Annotated in this window: 14 protein-coding genes; all 14 read left to right on the top strand. The window is 47.0% G+C overall.

The window, feature by feature from the left end:
- Positions 1-41 precede the first annotated feature (41 nt).
- The 14 genes from KJA68_RS09090 (at position 42) to KJA68_RS09155 (ending at position 15887) form a co-directional block, all read left to right on the top strand.
- Positions 42-521 carry an NADH-quinone oxidoreductase subunit NuoE family protein gene (locus tag KJA68_RS09090; protein WP_213036623.1) on the top strand — a complete coding sequence of 160 codons (480 nt, stop codon included), beginning with the start codon at positions 42-44 and terminating at the stop codon, positions 519-521.
- Complete coding sequence (gene nuoF, locus KJA68_RS09095) at positions 518-1789, top strand: NADH-quinone oxidoreductase subunit NuoF (RefSeq protein WP_213036624.1); 1272 nt, start codon at positions 518-520, stop codon at positions 1787-1789. The genes KJA68_RS09090 and nuoF overlap by 4 nt, the downstream gene beginning before the upstream one ends.
- Before the next feature lie 14 nt (positions 1790-1803).
- Positions 1804-4182: an NADH-quinone oxidoreductase subunit NuoG gene (nuoG, locus tag KJA68_RS09100; protein ID WP_213036625.1), complete on the top strand. Its 2379-nt coding sequence runs from the start codon at positions 1804-1806 to the stop codon at positions 4180-4182.
- A gap of 8 nt (positions 4183-4190) precedes the next feature.
- Positions 4191-5219, top strand: coding sequence for an NADH-quinone oxidoreductase subunit NuoH (gene nuoH / locus KJA68_RS09105; protein ID WP_213036730.1), 1029 nt, complete (start codon positions 4191-4193; stop codon positions 5217-5219).
- A 19-nt stretch (positions 5220-5238) separates the two neighbouring features.
- On the top strand, positions 5239-5727 hold the full coding sequence (gene nuoI / locus KJA68_RS09110; RefSeq protein WP_213036626.1) for an NADH-quinone oxidoreductase subunit NuoI: 489 nt from the start codon (positions 5239-5241) through the stop codon (positions 5725-5727).
- A gap of 174 nt (positions 5728-5901) precedes the next feature.
- Positions 5902-6516 (top strand): NADH-quinone oxidoreductase subunit J, encoded by a 615-nt coding sequence (locus KJA68_RS09115; protein WP_213036627.1) that lies wholly within the window; start codon positions 5902-5904, stop codon positions 6514-6516.
- Between the two features lie 148 nt (positions 6517-6664).
- Positions 6665-6976, top strand: a complete 312-nt coding sequence (gene nuoK / locus KJA68_RS09120; protein WP_213036628.1) for an NADH-quinone oxidoreductase subunit NuoK — start codon at positions 6665-6667, stop codon at positions 6974-6976.
- Between the two features lie 6 nt (positions 6977-6982).
- Positions 6983-9001: an NADH-quinone oxidoreductase subunit L gene (gene nuoL, locus KJA68_RS09125; protein WP_213036629.1), complete on the top strand. Its 2019-nt coding sequence runs from the start codon at positions 6983-6985 to the stop codon at positions 8999-9001.
- A gap of 30 nt (positions 9002-9031) precedes the next feature.
- On the top strand, positions 9032-10516 hold the full coding sequence (locus KJA68_RS09130; RefSeq protein WP_213036630.1) for an NADH-quinone oxidoreductase subunit M: 1485 nt from the start codon (positions 9032-9034) through the stop codon (positions 10514-10516).
- A 22-nt stretch (positions 10517-10538) separates the two neighbouring features.
- The gene (nuoN, locus tag KJA68_RS09135) at positions 10539-11990 is read left to right on the top strand and encodes an NADH-quinone oxidoreductase subunit NuoN (RefSeq protein WP_213036631.1); all 1452 of its coding nucleotides are present in this window, start codon (positions 10539-10541) and stop codon (positions 11988-11990) included.
- Positions 11991-12725: 735 nt separating this feature from the next.
- The gene (locus KJA68_RS09140; protein ID WP_213036632.1) at positions 12726-13589 is read left to right on the top strand and encodes a tetratricopeptide repeat protein; all 864 of its coding nucleotides are present in this window, start codon (positions 12726-12728) and stop codon (positions 13587-13589) included.
- A 381-nt stretch (positions 13590-13970) separates the two neighbouring features.
- Positions 13971-14546 (top strand): LemA family protein, encoded by a 576-nt coding sequence (locus KJA68_RS09145; protein WP_213036731.1) that lies wholly within the window; start codon positions 13971-13973, stop codon positions 14544-14546.
- A gap of 1 nt (position 14547) precedes the next feature.
- On the top strand, positions 14548-15390 hold the full coding sequence (locus KJA68_RS09150; protein WP_213036633.1) for a TPM domain-containing protein: 843 nt from the start codon (positions 14548-14550) through the stop codon (positions 15388-15390).
- Positions 15390-15887 (top strand): TPM domain-containing protein, encoded by a 498-nt coding sequence (locus tag KJA68_RS09155; RefSeq protein WP_213036634.1) that lies wholly within the window; start codon positions 15390-15392, stop codon positions 15885-15887. Before KJA68_RS09150 ends, KJA68_RS09155 begins: the two co-directional genes overlap by 1 nt.
- The last annotated feature ends 157 nt before the right edge of the window (positions 15888-16044 follow it).

The following is a 16044-nucleotide window of genomic DNA, read 5'->3' on the forward strand; positions in this document are numbered from 1 at the left end:
TAACGGCAATTTTAGAGGTTCTTTAATTTAGAGGTTCTTTAATGTTATCCGAGCAAGTTCGAGCAAGAACAGACCGAGAGTTAAAAAAATACCCGCCTGATCGGAAACAGTCGGCAGTTATGGCTGCATTGCGTTTCGTGCAAGATGAAAAGGGCTGGATTAGCAATGAAGATATGGCTGATGTTGCAGCCTACCTTGGCATGCCGCAGATAGGCGTATATGAGGTGGCTACTTTCTATAACATGTATAACCTCAAACCCATGGGAAGGCATACGTTAACTGTCTGCACGAATTTGTCCTGCCAACTGGTAGGGGCAGAAGAAATTCTGAATTATATCAAAGACAAGTTAAGTATCGGAGTGGGCGAAGTGACCGCAGATGGGAAGTTTGGTTTGCTGGAGGGCGAGTGTCAGAATGTTTGCGATGAGGCACCGTTATTCATGATTAACAATAAAAAGACATGTGGTCGGCTGACGAGAGAAAAGATCGATCAAATTCTGGCTGAATTGGATGAGCAATGAGCAGTCCGATTTTATTGAACACCATGCAGTTCGACCAGCCGTGGACGCTGGAAAATTATCTTAAGGTGGGTGGATATCAGGCGCTTCGAAAAGTGCTTGCAGAAAGCATGACGCCCGAAGCGATCATTGCCGAAGTCAAGGCTTCTGGCCTGCGCGGGAGAGGAGGAGCGGGGTTTCCTACGGGTCTGAAGTGGAGTTTCATGCCTAGAAACTACCAGGGAGATAAATATCTGGTGTGCAATTCAGACGAAGGAGAGCCGGGTACTTTTAAAGACAGGGATATATTGCGCTTCAATCCGCATCTTCTCATTGAAGGCATGGCCATTGCCGCTTACACCATGGATGTCAGGGTCGGATATAACTACGTGCATGGCGAAATTTACGAGGCTTATGAACGGATGGAAGCGGCTGTTGAGGAAGCACGTGCCGGAGGATATCTAGGAGATAACATACTAGGCAGTGATTTTAGTTTTGATCTATACAACCATTTGGGGTACGGCGCTTATATTTGCGGTGAGGAAACCGCTTTGCTGGAGTCGATCGAAGGTAAAAAAGGTCAGCCCCGCTTTAAGCCTCCATTCCCTGCGAGTTTCGGTTTGTATGGTAAACCGACCACAATTAATAACACCGAAACTTTTGCGAGTATCCCCTACATTATTACAAACGGGGGGCAGAATTTTCTTGAGCTGGGGAGGCCGAATAACGGAGGAGTTAAGTTATTCTCTATTTCTGGTCATGTGAACAATCCGGGAAATTTTGAAGTGCCACTGGGTACACCATTCAAAACCTTGTTGGAAATGGCTGGTGGCATGCGAGGAGGCCGTAAGTTGAAGGCTTGCATACCTGGAGGATCCTCCATGCCAGTATTGCCGGGCGAAATCATGATGGATCTGGACATGGATTATGATTCCATTGCCAAGGCTGGTTCCATGCTTGGAACGGGTGCGATTATCATCATGGATGATACGACCTGCATGGTACGAGCCCTGGAGCGTCTGTCCTATTTCTATTATGAAGAATCGTGTGGCCAGTGTACGCCATGCCGTGAAGGTACCGGCTGGCTGTATCGCATCATACATCGCATTGAAAATGGAAATGGTCGACCAGAAGATCTGAACCTGCTTCTTGATCTCTGCGAAAATATTGCTGGCCGTACAATTTGTGCCCTTGGTGATGCTGCAGCGTGGCCGGTACAAGGTTTCCTCAAACATTTCCGTAGCGAGTTTGAATATCATATAGAGCACAAGCGTTGCTTGGTGCCAGACTGATGGTTAGGTGAGCAATGATCAACATTGAAATTGACGGCAAACGCATCGAGGTGGAAAACGGTTGCTCTGTGATAGAGGCGGCGCGTCGGTTGGGGATTTACATTCCACACTTTTGCTATCACAAAAAATTATCCATCGCAGCCAATTGTCGGATGTGCCTGGTGCAAGTGGAGAAAGCCCCCAAGCCGCTTCCTGCCTGTGCTACACCGGTAGCTGAAGGCATGAAGGTTTTTACCGCTTCTGAACAGGCAGTGAAAGCGCAGAAAGGGGTGATGGAATTTTTACTGATCAACCACCCACTGGATTGTCCGATATGCGATCAAGGTGGGGAATGTGAGTTACAGGATCTGGCAGTTGGATATGGTGGAAGCGCATCCCGGTATCAAGAAGAGAAGCGCGTTGTATTGAGTAAGGATATCGGCCCTCTGGTGGCGGCCGAAGAGATGAGTCGTTGTATTAACTGCACCCGCTGTGTGCGGTTTGGTGTTGAAATTGGCGGGGCAATGGAGCTGGGCCAGGCATTTCGCGGCGAACATGCTGAAATTATGTCTTTCGTGTCTGACACGGTAGATTCCGAGTTGTCCGGAAATATGATCGACCTATGCCCTGTGGGGGCTCTTACCAGCAAACCCTTCCGTTATAGTGCACGTACATGGGAGCTGTCGCGTCGTAAATCCGTTAGTCCGCATGATAGCCTTGGATCCAATCTGGCCGTGCAAGTCAAGAACAACCGTGTGATGCGTGTGTTGCCAATTGAAAATGAGGCAGTCAACGAGTGCTGGCTCTCTGACAGGGATCGTTTTAGCTACGAGGGATTGAATTCGGCTGGACGCCTTACCAAGCCAATGATCAAGCAGGGGGGCAAGTGGCAGGAAGCAGATTGGAAGGCTGCGCTTGAATATGTGGCGAATGGATTGCGCCAGATTTCCAGTGAGGCAGGAGCCGAATTTATTGGTTCCCTGGCAACGCCCTATTCTACTCTGGAAGAGCTTTATTTATTACAGAAGTTGATGCGTGGCCTGGGGAGCCATAATGTTGATTTTCGTTTGCGACAGTCCGATTTCAGTGCAGATGGGAAGCAGGCTGGAGTCCCTTGGTTAGGGATGACTGTGGCAGACATCAATCAAATTGACCGTTTCCTGATAGTGGGCAGTTTCCTGCGCAAGGATCACCCGCTTCTAGCGGCAAGGGTGCGTTTTGCTGCAAATAAAGGAGCCCAGGTTAACCTGGTTCACTCTGCAGATGACGAGCTGATGATGCCTGTTTGCAATAAGGCGATCATTCCACCAGGTGAAATGGTTGCGGTTCTTGGGCAAGTTCTGAAAGCGCTGTCTTTGATCAAGAACTTGTCGCTGGATGACAGCGTTCGAAATGTCGTGAATGCGGTTACCCCGTCTCCCGTTGCCCATGCAATAGCCAGCAGCCTGGCCAGTGGGGAGCGGGTGGCTATTTTGCTTGGCAACTTTGCCCAGCAGCATCCGCAAGCGTCGCTGCTGCAACATCTGGCGGAGCATATTGCTGCTTTGTCCGGGGCAAAATTTGGCTTCTTGGGAGAAGCTGCCAATAGTGTCGGGGGGTATCTGGCACAAGCTGTACCTTTCTCCGGAACCGAACTTCAGGGTATGAATGCTTCGGCCATGCTGGCTTCCCATCGTAAGGCCTATGTCCTGCTGAATGTTGAAGCAGAGCTGGACACGCAGAACCCGCAGCAGGCACTGGCCGCGATGCACGCTGCGGACATGGTGGTAGCGATGAGTGCTTACAAACATCATGCAATCGAATATGCCGATGTATTGTTGCCAATTGCTCCATTTACTGAGACTTCGGGTACTTTTGTCAACGCCGAGGGCCGTGTGCAAAGCTTTAAGGGTACAGTACGGCCACTAGGGGAATCACGTCCGGCATGGAAGGTGCTGCGTGTTCTGGGCAATCTGCTCAATGTCCCTGGGTTCGATTTCAACGACTCAGAGGAAATTCGAGATGAAGCACTCAGGGGTATAAATCTTCCGGAGAATCTTGACAACAGCTTGCGAGGCATATCCTTGCAACCGGAAACCATGTCCAAGCGACCGGAAACAAGGAAAACTGCCGGCTTACAGCGTGTAAGCGACGTGCCGATCTATGCCACAGACTCCATTGTACGCCGGGCAGCCTCGCTACAAAAAACCCGGGATGCAGCGGATCCAGTCGCATGGATGCATAGCACGGAATTGGAAAAGCTGGATCTGCGGCCTGGGGAAATGGTCAAGCTAATTCAGGAGGGTGGCAGCGTGCGGTTGCCCACTTCTGTAGATGATGGTCTGCCATGCGGGGTAGTGCGTGTGGTATCCGGTCATTCCGCTACTGCGGGGCTTGCCGGGATGTTTGGAGAGATCAGGGTGGAGCGCGCATGACAGAATTGATGCAATATTTGCAGAATTTGCTAGGTGTGGCTTGGTTGCCGGTATGGACGCTGGTCAAAATACTGGTGATTGTGGTTCCGATCATGCTGACTGTTGCATACCTTACTCTTGCTGAACGCAAGGTAATTGGTTATATGCAGGTGCGCATCGGGCCAAACCGTGTTGGTTATTTCGGACTTCTGCAACCACTTGCAGATGGTCTCAAGCTCCTGATGAAAGAGATAATCGTTCCGTCTGGATCCAACAGATTCCTGTTCGTAAGTGCCCCGATTCTTGCATTAATGCCGGCTCTTGCAGCATGGGCTGTGGTTCCATTCGACGATGGCATGGTACTGGCCGATGTAAATGCCGGTTTGCTTTATATTCTGGCAATGACCTCTCTTGGCGTGTATGGCATCATCATTGCAGGCTGGGCATCCAATTCCAAATATGCTTTCTTGGGTTCATTACGCTCAGCGGCACAGATTGTGTCCTATGAAATTCCAATGGGATTTGGCCTTGTCTGCGTGCTGATGGTATCCCAGAGCATGAATCTGGGGGACATAGTTCTGGGTCAATCGGGTTCGGCAGGCTTATTGGGCTGGTATTTCATCCCGCTGTTTCCAATTTTTGTTGTGTATTTTATTTCAGGCGTAGCAGAAACCAATCGTGCTCCGTTTGACATGGCGGAAGGTGAATCAGAGATTGTTGCGGGTTTTCATGTCGAATATTCAGGCATGGCTTTCGCACTCTTTTTCCTGGCTGAATATGCCAACATGATTTTGATTGCCATACTTACGGCAATTATGTTCCTGGGCGGATGGCTGCCTCCGTTCGATATTGCACCGTTTAACCTGTTACCAGGAATTTTCTGGCTGCTGGCTAAAACTTCTTTCATGCTTTTCCTTTTTTTATGGTTCCGTGCCACATTCCCACGTTACCGTTATGATCAGCTGATGCGTCTGGGCTGGAAAGTTTTTATTCCTTTAACGCTGGTTTGGCTTGTGATAGTAGGCGCATGGATGCAAACCCCTTATTGGCTCTGGTAACCGCCAAGGATTAAAGATAATGGAAAAGATAGCGAATTTTTTTAAATCATTTCTGCTGGTAGAGTTATTAAAAGGCATGGCATTGACCGGTAGGCATTTTTTTGCCCGTAAGATTACCGTTCAGTTTCCTGAAGAAAAAACGCCTCAGGGATACCGTTTTCGTGGTTTGCATGCATTGCGCCGGTATGCCAATGGTGAAGAGCGCTGTATTGGCTGCAAATTATGCGAAGCAGTCTGTCCTGCCATGGCTATCCATATTGAAACCGAGGAAAGATCCGATAACACCCGGCGTACTACGCGCTATGACATCGATCTGGTCAAATGTATTTTCTGCGGCCTGTGCGAAGAGGCCTGTCCGGTTGATGCCATAGTAGAAACGCGCATTTTGGAATATCACGGAGAGAATCGGTCAGATTTGTATTACACCAAACCGATGTTGCTTGCGGTTGGTGCAAAATATGAAGAACAGATAGCAAAGGATAAGGCATCGGATGCCAAATACCGTTAAGATCATTTAACAAACCATTATCATTGCAGTAATGAGAATATTCATAGTGTTTTGACACGGATAGTGTGGAACTGGTGCCCAGATGTTATTGCAAGGCAGAAAGGATTTCTGCAATGGATGGATTGAAATGACCTTTACGGTTCCGGACACAGTTAAAGGCTTGAGATTATGCTGATGAGTTTTGAGACACTTGTTTTTTATATGTTTGCCGTAATTACCGTGTTTGCATCTTTGCGGGTCATTACTGCACGCAACCCGGTTCACGCCGCTCTGTTTCTGGTTCTTGCTTTCTGCACTGCGGCTGGAGTCTGGATGCTGCTGGAGGCGGAATTTCTTGCGATCACCCTTGTTCTGGTGTATGTCGGAGCGGTGATGGTGCTATTCCTGTTCGTTGTAATGATGCTTGACATTAATCTGGAGCAGTTGCGTGAAGGTTTCTGGCGGTGGTTTCCGTTTGGAGCATTGCTAGCAATCATTATGGTATTTCAGATGATATGGGTTTTGGGGAACCGCCAGACTGCCGAAACCGGGGCCCAGGTAATAAAGCATGCAGCCAATTACAGTAATACCAAAGAACTTGGGCGTTTGATCTATACGGATTATGTGTACGCATTTGAGCTGGCGGCAGTGTTGCTTCTTGTGGCAATTGTTGCAGCTATTGCACTCACTCTGAGACGCAGAAAGGATGCCAGGTCACAGGAACCGGATAAGCAGATCCTTGTGAAAAAAGCGGACCGTCTTCGTATTGTTTCTGTAGTGGTTGAAAATAAAGAGAATAAATCGCAGTAACAGTGATTGATCGGGTAAATGCTGTATTAAAGCGGAAATGGTCGGATTTCCAGCCTATATGATGTACTGCATGGTGCAAGTGCCCGAATAACGGGTGGTGCAGCGGATGCATCTATCGGATTACATGAAGATTCAATAAAGGGAGCATATGCTGAACTTGAGTTTGTCGCATTTTCTTGTGTTTGGGGCGATCCTGTTTGCCATTGGAGTGGTAGGTATTTTTCTCAACCGGAAAAACATCATTGTCCTGCTGATGTCCATTGAGCTGATGTTGCTTGCGGTAAATACGAATTTCGTTGCTTTTTCACATTATCTGAATGATGTATCAGGCCAGATATTCGTGTTTTTCATTCTTACGGTGGCTGCAGCTGAAGCGGCTATCGGTTTGGCGATTCTAATCGTGTTATTCCGTAATCTGCGTACCATTAACGTAGATGATCTCGGCAGCCTGAAAGGGTAACAGCGAATGAGTACTATGGAAAATCTATATTTGCTGGTTCCGTTGGCTCCTCTGGTGGGTGCAATAATTGCAGGCCTGTTCGGCAATATCGTTGGACGAACTTTTTCTCATTGCATCACCATCTTGCTGGTTGCTGTTTCCTTCGTTGCCTCGGTGTTCATCTATCAGGATGTCATGGCGGGAAATACTTTCAACGGTACAGTCTATCAATGGCTCAACCTGGGCGATACGCGGCTTGAAGTGGGTTTTCTGATTGACCATCTGACTGTGTTGATGATGCTCGTGGTTACTTTCGTTTCACTGATGGTGCATATCTATACCATCGGCTATATGGCGGATGATGCAGGTTATCAGCGCTTCTTCAGCTATATTTCACTGTTTACTTTTTCGATGCTCATGCTGGTGATGTCCAACAATTTCCTGCAGCTATTTTTTGGCTGGGAAGCAGTGGGGTTGGTTTCATATCTATTGATCGGTTTCTGGTATACCCGCCCCACTGCGATTTATGCGAACCTGAAGGCCTTTTTGGTCAATCGTGTTGGAGATTTCGGCTTTCTGTTGGGTATCGGATTGATCTTGATGGTATTCGGGACGCTGGACTACGCAGAAGTGTTTGCCAATGTCAGTAAATATGCGAGTGATGTTGCGCCGATTCCGGGTGTATCCTGGAACGTGATTACTGCAATCTGTATCCTGCTCTTTATTGGCGCCATGGGAAAATCTGCGCAGTTTCCACTGCACGTATGGTTGCCGGATTCGATGGAGGGCCCAACCCCGATTTCAGCTTTGATTCATGCCGCCACTATGGTGACAGCAGGTATCTTCATGGTGGCACGCATGTCGCCGCTGTTTGAGTTGTCCGATACCGCTCTGTCGTTTGTCATGGTGACTGGAGCCATTACCGCCCTGTTCATGGGCTTCCTTGGTATCATTCAGAACGATATTAAGCGTGTAGTAGCCTATTCGACCTTGTCGCAACTTGGCTATATGACCGTGGCACTGGGTGCTTCGGCCTATTCGGTGGCCATTTTCCACCTGATGACCCATGCTTTTTTCAAGGCACTGTTGTTCCTGGCTGCCGGTTCGGTAATCATCGCCATGCACCATGTCCAGGATATCCGGCACATGGGTGGGTTGCGCAAATACATGCCAATTACCTGGATCACGTTTCTGATCGGTTCGCTGGCCTTGATCGGAACACCGTTCTTATCCGGTTTCTACTCCAAGGACAGCATCATTGAAGCTGTGGCACTTTCGCATCTTCCTGGTTCCGGTTTTGCCTATTTCGCGGTTCTTGCCGGGGTTTTTGTCACGGCATTTTATTCATTCCGTTTATATTTCCTGGTGTTCCACGGAAAAGAGCATTTTGGACAAGCGCATCATGATAGTCATGGTGCAACCAATGACAGCCATGACGATCACCACCATGGCTTGGCACCTGGACAGAAACCGCACGAAACTCCATGGGTAGTCTGGCTGCCCCTGGTTCTGCTTGCTATTCCTTCCATGATAATCGGATATCTCGTTATTGAGCCGATGCTATTTGGAAATTATTTCAGTGACTCAATTTTTGTTGATCACGAGTTGCACCCATCTATGGCTGAAATGAAACACGAGTTTCATGGGCCTTTAGCGATGACATTGCATGGACTTACTTCATTGCCGTTCTGGCTTGCATTGGCGGGAGTTGCAATGGCATGGGTCTTCTATCTGAAAACCCCGAATATTCCTGAAATGATCCGGCAAAAATTCAGCTGGATATATACCTTGTTTGACAACAAGTATTACTTTGATAGCTTTAATGACTGGTTTTTTGCATCCGGTGCCCGCAAGGTAAGTGGAATGTTATGGAAATTTGGTGACATCAAGCTGATTGATGGTCTTGTAGTGAATGGTAGCGCGCGTATGGTTGGATTTTTTTCAAGCGTGTTGCGCCACATTCAGACCGGATATATCTATCACTATGCGTTTGCCATGATCATCGGGGTATTCCTGTTGCTAACGATACATACTTGGTTTGAATAATACGCAAAGCGAGAAACTGAAGGAATAAGAATGATTTTTGGATTTCCCCTGTTAAGTCTTTCAATCTGGTTGCCAATTATTTTTGGTTTGCTGGTTCTTGCTACCGGAAATGATCGCAATGCACCGTTAGCGCGTGTGGTTGCCATGATTGGCGCGATACTGGGCTTCCTGGTTACGATTCCGCTCTATTTGGATTTCGACAAGATGACCAGCGCCATGCAGTTTGTTGAGTTGTCTGAGTGGATTCCTCACTTCAATGTTCATTATCATCTGGGTGTAGACGGGATTTCCGTACTGTTTGTTATCCTGAATAGTTTCTTTACTCCGCTGGTGGTTATCGCAGGATGGAAGATAATCGAGAAGCGTGTTGCGCAATATCTAGCCGGATTCCTTATCATGTCCGGTTTGGTTAATGGAGTATTTGCTTCCCTGGATGCAGTGCTGTTCTATGTTTTCTGGGAGGCTATGTTGATCCCCATGTTCATCATTATTGGTGTATGGGGCGGCCCGAATCGTGTATATGCTGCAATCAAGTTTTTTCTATACACTTTCTTTGGTTCGGTGCTGATGCTAATCGCGCTTCTATACCTGTATGTCCAGTCTGGCGGCAGTTTTTCAATCCTTGAATATCACAGGATGCCAATTCCGATGACTGCACAGATTTTGATATTCGTAGCGTTCTTTATGGCATTTGCAGTAAAAGTGCCCATGTTTCCGGTGCATACCTGGCTTCCCGATGCGCATGTCGAGGCTCCAACAGGTGGTTCTGTCATTCTTGCTGCGATCATGTTGAAAGTTGGTGCATATGGTTTTATCCGTTTTTCCATGCCTATTGTTCCAGATGCGAGTCACTACCTTGCAGGTTGGATGATCGCCCTTTCGCTGATCGCTGTTGTATATATAGGTCTGGTTGCATTGACCCAAACTGACATGAAGAAACTGGTGGCTTATTCTTCCATTTCCCATATGGGTTTTGTCACGCTGGGTTTCTTCATCTTTAATGCTTATGGAATGGAAGGTGCTCTGGTACAAATGATTTCGCACGGTTTTGTGTCAGGTGCATTATTTCTTTGTATCGGCGTGTTATACGACCGCATGCATACCCGTAATATCGCTGATTACGGCGGCGTTGCCAGCAAAATGCCGATGTTTTCAGCATTCTTTGTACTTTTTGCGATGGGTAATGTTGGGTTGCCAGGGACCAGCGGGTTTGTAGGTGAGTTCATGGTGATCATGGGAACAGTCAATGTTAATTTCTGGTATGCCTTTGCGCTTGCAAGCATACTGATTTTCGGGGCAGCCTATACTCTGTGGATGGTAAAACGTGTGGTCTTTGGCGCAGTAGCCAATCCCCATGTTGAGGCGCTGACCGACATTACTTTCCGGGAGAAATTGTTGCTTGGCATATTGGCGCTGACTGTCCTTGGCATGGGGTTGTATCCCTTGCCGTTTACAGAAATTATGCATACGTCCGTGAATGATCTGCTGGTTCATGTTGCCCGATCCAAGTTATAAGCTATCATCAACTGAGGAATTTATGAGTTATTTGTCCACCCTGACTCCCGCCTACGCAGAGATATTCCTGCTGGTGATGACCAGCCTGATTTTAATTGCGGATTTGTTTGTCACTCACCCGAGCAAAACTCCAACCTATCTTCTGGTTCAATTTACATTATTGGGTTGCGCACTGATTACGGTTTTTACCCATGAGCCTGGTGTAATCTATATTTTTAACAATCAGTTCGTGGATGATCTGATGTCCGATGTGCTTAAGTTGGTTAGTTATCTGGCCATATCCATGGCTCTGGTATATTCGCGCAGATATTTGATATTGCGTGAATTATTTACTGGTGAGTTCATGGTGCTCACATTGTTTGCATTGCTGGGGATGATGGTGATGATCTCGGCTTCTCACTTCATCACTTTGTATATCGGTTTGGAATTGTTGTCGCTAAGCTTGTATGCCATGGTTGCATTGCAGCGTGATTCCGCTATCGCCAGTGAGTCTGCAATGAAGTATTTCATTTTGGGTGCGCTGGCTTCCGGTCTGCTTTTGTATGGCATGTCCATGTTATATGGAGCAACCAGTACACTGGAAGTTACCGGTATTGCTGATGCCATCAGGCAGGGGGTGGATAACAAATCATTGCTGGCATTTGGTTTGGTGTTTGTAGTCGCAGGACTGGCATTCAAACTTGGAGCGGTGCCATTTCACATGTGGGTGCCCGATGTTTATCATGGAGCCCCAACTGCCATGACCATGATGATTGGTTCCGCTCCAAAACTGGCTGCATTTGCATTTGTCATGCGTATTCTGGTAGATGGCTTGCAGCCATTGGTAGTGCAGTGGTCCGGTATGTTGGCAATTCTTGCCATATTGTCAATGGCTGTCGGGAATATAACTGCTATTGCACAGACTAACCTGAAACGCATGCTGGCTTATTCCACAATCGCGCACATGGGTTTTTTGTTGCTCGGCATATTGAGCGGAGGGATAGACGGTTATAGTTCCGCCATGTTCTATGCTGTTATCTATGTATTAATGAGCCTTGGCGGTTTTGGCATGATCATGCTGCTCTCACGTGAAGGATTTGAAGCAGACATGCTTAATGATTTCAAGGGGCTAAATCAGCGTAGCCCGTGGTTAGCGTTTATCATGCTGATATTGATGTTTTCAATGGCTGGTGTACCTCCGACGGCAGGTTTTTATGCAAAACTGTCTGTTTTGCAAGCAGCTGTGGGTGCTGGGTATACCCCATTAGCCGTGATAGCGGTATTGTTTTCTTTGATAGGCGCTTTTTACTATCTTCGCATTGTTAAGCTGATGTATTTTGATGCCCCGGAAACTCATGTTCCTATTTCTATTCAACCTGACAGTGGTTTGTTAATATCTATTAATGGCTTGGCAGTTTTGGTATTGGGTATTCTGCCTGGTACGTTAATTTCGGTTTGTGCAGTAGCGGTGCAGAAATCATTGATGTTGTATTGATATTGTTTCCATAGCTCATGAGTAAAATTAAATTCCCGCCAATGGCGGGAATTTAATTTTACATACTCAGATAGATCTGAAGACGCAGCATAATAATGTAGAAACTTGCTGCTGTTTAGAACTGTCCAGGATATTTTTTATCTAATCGCCTGAATTCTTGTGAATGCAGCAATCTGATTGAGAGCAATCTATTCTTTTTTCCAATGAGCTGTGATTTTTTAAAATCCGGTTTAGGAAATATCATGTATCCGATTCAGGATTTTTTCTGCAGCCAGGTAATCAATCAGTTCTGTAGGGTGATGCACAATCAGAGGTGCTCTGATCAAAAAGTATTCATGATGCGGTGTAAGATTTTTTGCGCAGTTAGCTTTTTTATTTAATGAATGATGTGAACATTCTGTGAGCCAGATTTTAATTTTTTTCTTGTTTCTTTCAATTCTTCCTTCCGGTGATGCGCTAGGAATTGAAAATACGGACAGGCCAACTATCGCAGGAAGCGCACGAACTCAAGATAGGGGGGGGGGTGACAATCAAATTACATCTAAAAATCAAACCAATATCAAAAGTAAAACTGTCAGGAAACAGACTGTTGTCAAGGGTAAAACCAAGGAAATTGCCAATGGGAAGCCCCGTGTTAAAAATCAATTCCATGCAAAGAATAAAGCAAAAAAAACCACTGTAAAAAACTTGATTTCTGCGAAAAGCAAAACAGCCTCCGGGAGTAAAGTTACTACCATGACTAAAACTGTTGGCGGCCAGGCCAAGGCTTCTGACATGCGTGATGCTTCTGCGGGGGATAGGAAGGTTCAGGTAAATGCAACGGACAGTGTGAGCTTGCAAGATGCATCTGCTGCGCAGAGAGCCGAGCAGGCGCCAAACAACAGTCTGCAAACCCTGCAAAGAGCTGCGTTGACAGGAGATGCTGATGCGCAATTTAATCTCGGATTGCTGTATGCAAGAGGAGATGAAGTATCCAAAGATTCGGTTATGGCAATGGATTTGTTTCAGAAATCTGCTATTCAGAGTCATGCAGCAGCAGAGTTTTTTCTTGGAGTAATGCATGCGAAAGGCGAGGGGGAGACTGAAGATTTTGCAAAGTCTTTCGAGTGGTTTCAAAGGTCTGCGGATCATGGATATGCAGAAGCGCAATTCTTCCTTGGTTCGATGTATATGCATGGAGAAGGAATTCGCAAGGATGAGAAAAAGGCTGTGGAGTGGCTTCAGAAAGCTGCTGATCAGGGACATAAGGAAGCCCAATATAATCTGGGCTGGGTTTTTTCAAATGGTGAGCAAATCTCCAGAAATGGGACGAAAAGTATAGAGTGGTTTCAGAAAGCTGCGCTTCAGGGACATGCGGAAGCGCAATATAATCTTGGGATTATGTATCGGGATGGCGAAATAATACCCAAGGACTCTGTTCGGGCAGCTGAATGGTTTCAAAAAGCGGCTGAGCTGCAGCATGTCGAATCGCAGTATAGCCTTGGGGTGATGTATCTGGATGGAGATGGTGTGCCAAAGGACAATTTAAAGGCTATTGATCTGATGCAGAAGGCTGCATTACAGGGGCATGCTCATGCCAGACTTCTGATTGGCGAATGAGAGTGCTTATGTTTTTGCTATCCTAGTTGAGAAACCGGTCGACAAGCACTGCTGCATGATCTCTGGTGTGCAGGAACTTCAAAAAAAGAACAGAATGGATTGGCAGTGGAAAAAATTCATGGCTCGGGAAATTGCCGTTACTGTACTCGACCGCATAATTACAGGCAGAGTCAGAGTATATATTGCGTGGACCAGTTATTTTTGATTTCAAGCACGACCAGGTATGGGCTGCTTGGATTTTGCTGCTCTGATTTTGGATAGTCTGCCATCTGAAATGGATATATGATTGGAGATGTCCCAATCAGACATCTGATCCCGTAATTTTTTGATGAGGAGAACACCGTGCGTATCTTGCTGCTATTTCTGGCTTGTATTTTTGCTATGGCCTTAAGCGGTTGTGGCTATAACACCTTACAGATAAACGATGAACAAATTAAGGCAAGCTGGGCTGAGGTGCTGAACCAGTATCAGCGTCGAGCAGATCTGGTTCCTAACCTGGTTAATACAGTCAAGGGCTATGCAGCACAGGAACAGGCTGTATTACTGGGGGTTACCAATGCACGGGCCAAGGTTGGCAGTATCCAGGCGACGCCTGAGCTTATCAATGACGAACAGGCTTTTGCCAAATTCCAAGCCGCTCAGGGAGAGCTGACCTCGGCGTTAAGCCGGTTGCTTGTAGTCAGTGAAAATTATCCGCAGTTAAAATCGGATGCGAATTTCCGTGATTTGCAGGCCCAACTGGAAGGAACGGAAAACCGTATTACCGTGGCGCGCAACAGGTATATCAAGACGGTACAGGATTACAATGTTACTGTTCGTTCCTTTCCCAGCAATCTGACTGCCATGCTTTTCGGATTTAAGGTCAAGCCGACATTTACAGTCGAAAACGAGAAAGAAATTTCAAGGCCTCCGACTGTTGATTTCAGTGCTCCTGCCCAGGTAGTTCCTGCCAGGTGACATGATGCGTCTTTGGGCGTGGCCAGCCGTTCTGCTTATGCTGTTTCTGCTAGGCTGCACAGCTTATGCCGAGGTGGCGGTGCCGCAACTTTCAGCGCGTGTAACCGATTTAACCGGCACGCTTGATGTTTCACAAAAACAGAAACTTGAAACTCGACTTGCAGAATTTGAAGCAAGGAAAGGCGTACAGATCGCTGTGCTGGTGGTTCCGACAACTCAGCCTGAAACGATTGAGCAGTATGGAATCAGGGTATCCGAAGCCTGGAAACTTGGACGCAAGGGAATTGATGATGGCGTATTGCTGCTTGTCGCCAAGGAAGATCGTACGCTACGCATTGAAGTTGGTTATGGTTTGGAAGGAGTGATTCCGGATGCTGTTGCAAAGCGCATTATTTCCGAAACCATCATCCCATATTTCAAAAATGCTCATTATTATGATGGCATTGCAATGGGGGTCGAACAACTGGTAGCTATTATTGAAGGGGAACCGCTTCCGCCTCCCCGCGATCGCCGTGCGACATCAGGCAGTTTTGAAAACATTGAATCAGCCTTATTCATTAGTTTCATGCTGGCCATTGGAGTGGGTAGTATTTTGCGCAAATTCTTAGGTCGCCTACCTGCAGCTGTGATCGTCGGTATTGTGACAGCCATGTTTGCCTGGTTTGTCGTTGGAACCTTGTTTTTAGCGGCTATTGCCGGCCTTGTTGCGTTTATGTTTACGCTAACCGGTGGGGGAGGCGGCATGTGGGGAGGTGGCGGTTTGGGACGCGGAAGTTATGGGGGGGGAGGTTTCGGAGGTGGCGGAGGAGGCTTTGGTGGCGGTGGTGCTTCTGGACGATGGTGATGTCTGTTAAACGTATTATTAAGCATTTGATTACGGGGAATATTGCAGTACGTTCAGCATTCCCGGCACATTCGCTGCTTGCCATTGAGCGAGCAATCCATAAGGCAGAAGCAGGACATGCCGGGCAAATCCGTTTTGCCGTTGAAGCCTCGCTTGATTTTGGTGTACTGTTTCATAACCAGACCGCGAGCGAACGGGCAATCGACTTGTTTTCGCAGTTGAGGGTATGGGACACGGAGCTCAATAATGGTGTGCTGATTTATTTGCTGCTCGCGGACCGAGATGTGGAAATTGTTGCGGACCGTGGTATTCATAGTGTAGTTGGATCATCCGTATGGGAAGAGATTTGCATTGAAATGGAGAGTGCGTTTCACTCTGGAAAATTTGAAGCAGGTGTAATTCAAGGAATTCATGCCATCAGCGGTCATTTACAGCGGAATTTCCCAAGAAAATCCAATTCAGCAAATGAGCTGCCAGATGAAGCTGTTATTTTCTAGGTGGTTTCATTTTCGAGTGGGTGATGCAGTCTGAGTGTCCGGATGATGTGTCTGTCACCTGCTGGATTCAATTTTTACTCGCCTCAAACGAGGTATAAATTCAGGTAGGAAAGGTTTGACATAACCTTGGAGTTGCTTAAAGGGGCGTTGCTCAAAG

It is taken from the genome of Candidatus Nitrotoga fabula (assembly GCF_905221025.1).
Taxonomy (GTDB): Bacteria; Pseudomonadota; Gammaproteobacteria; order Burkholderiales; family Gallionellaceae; genus Nitrotoga; species Nitrotoga fabula.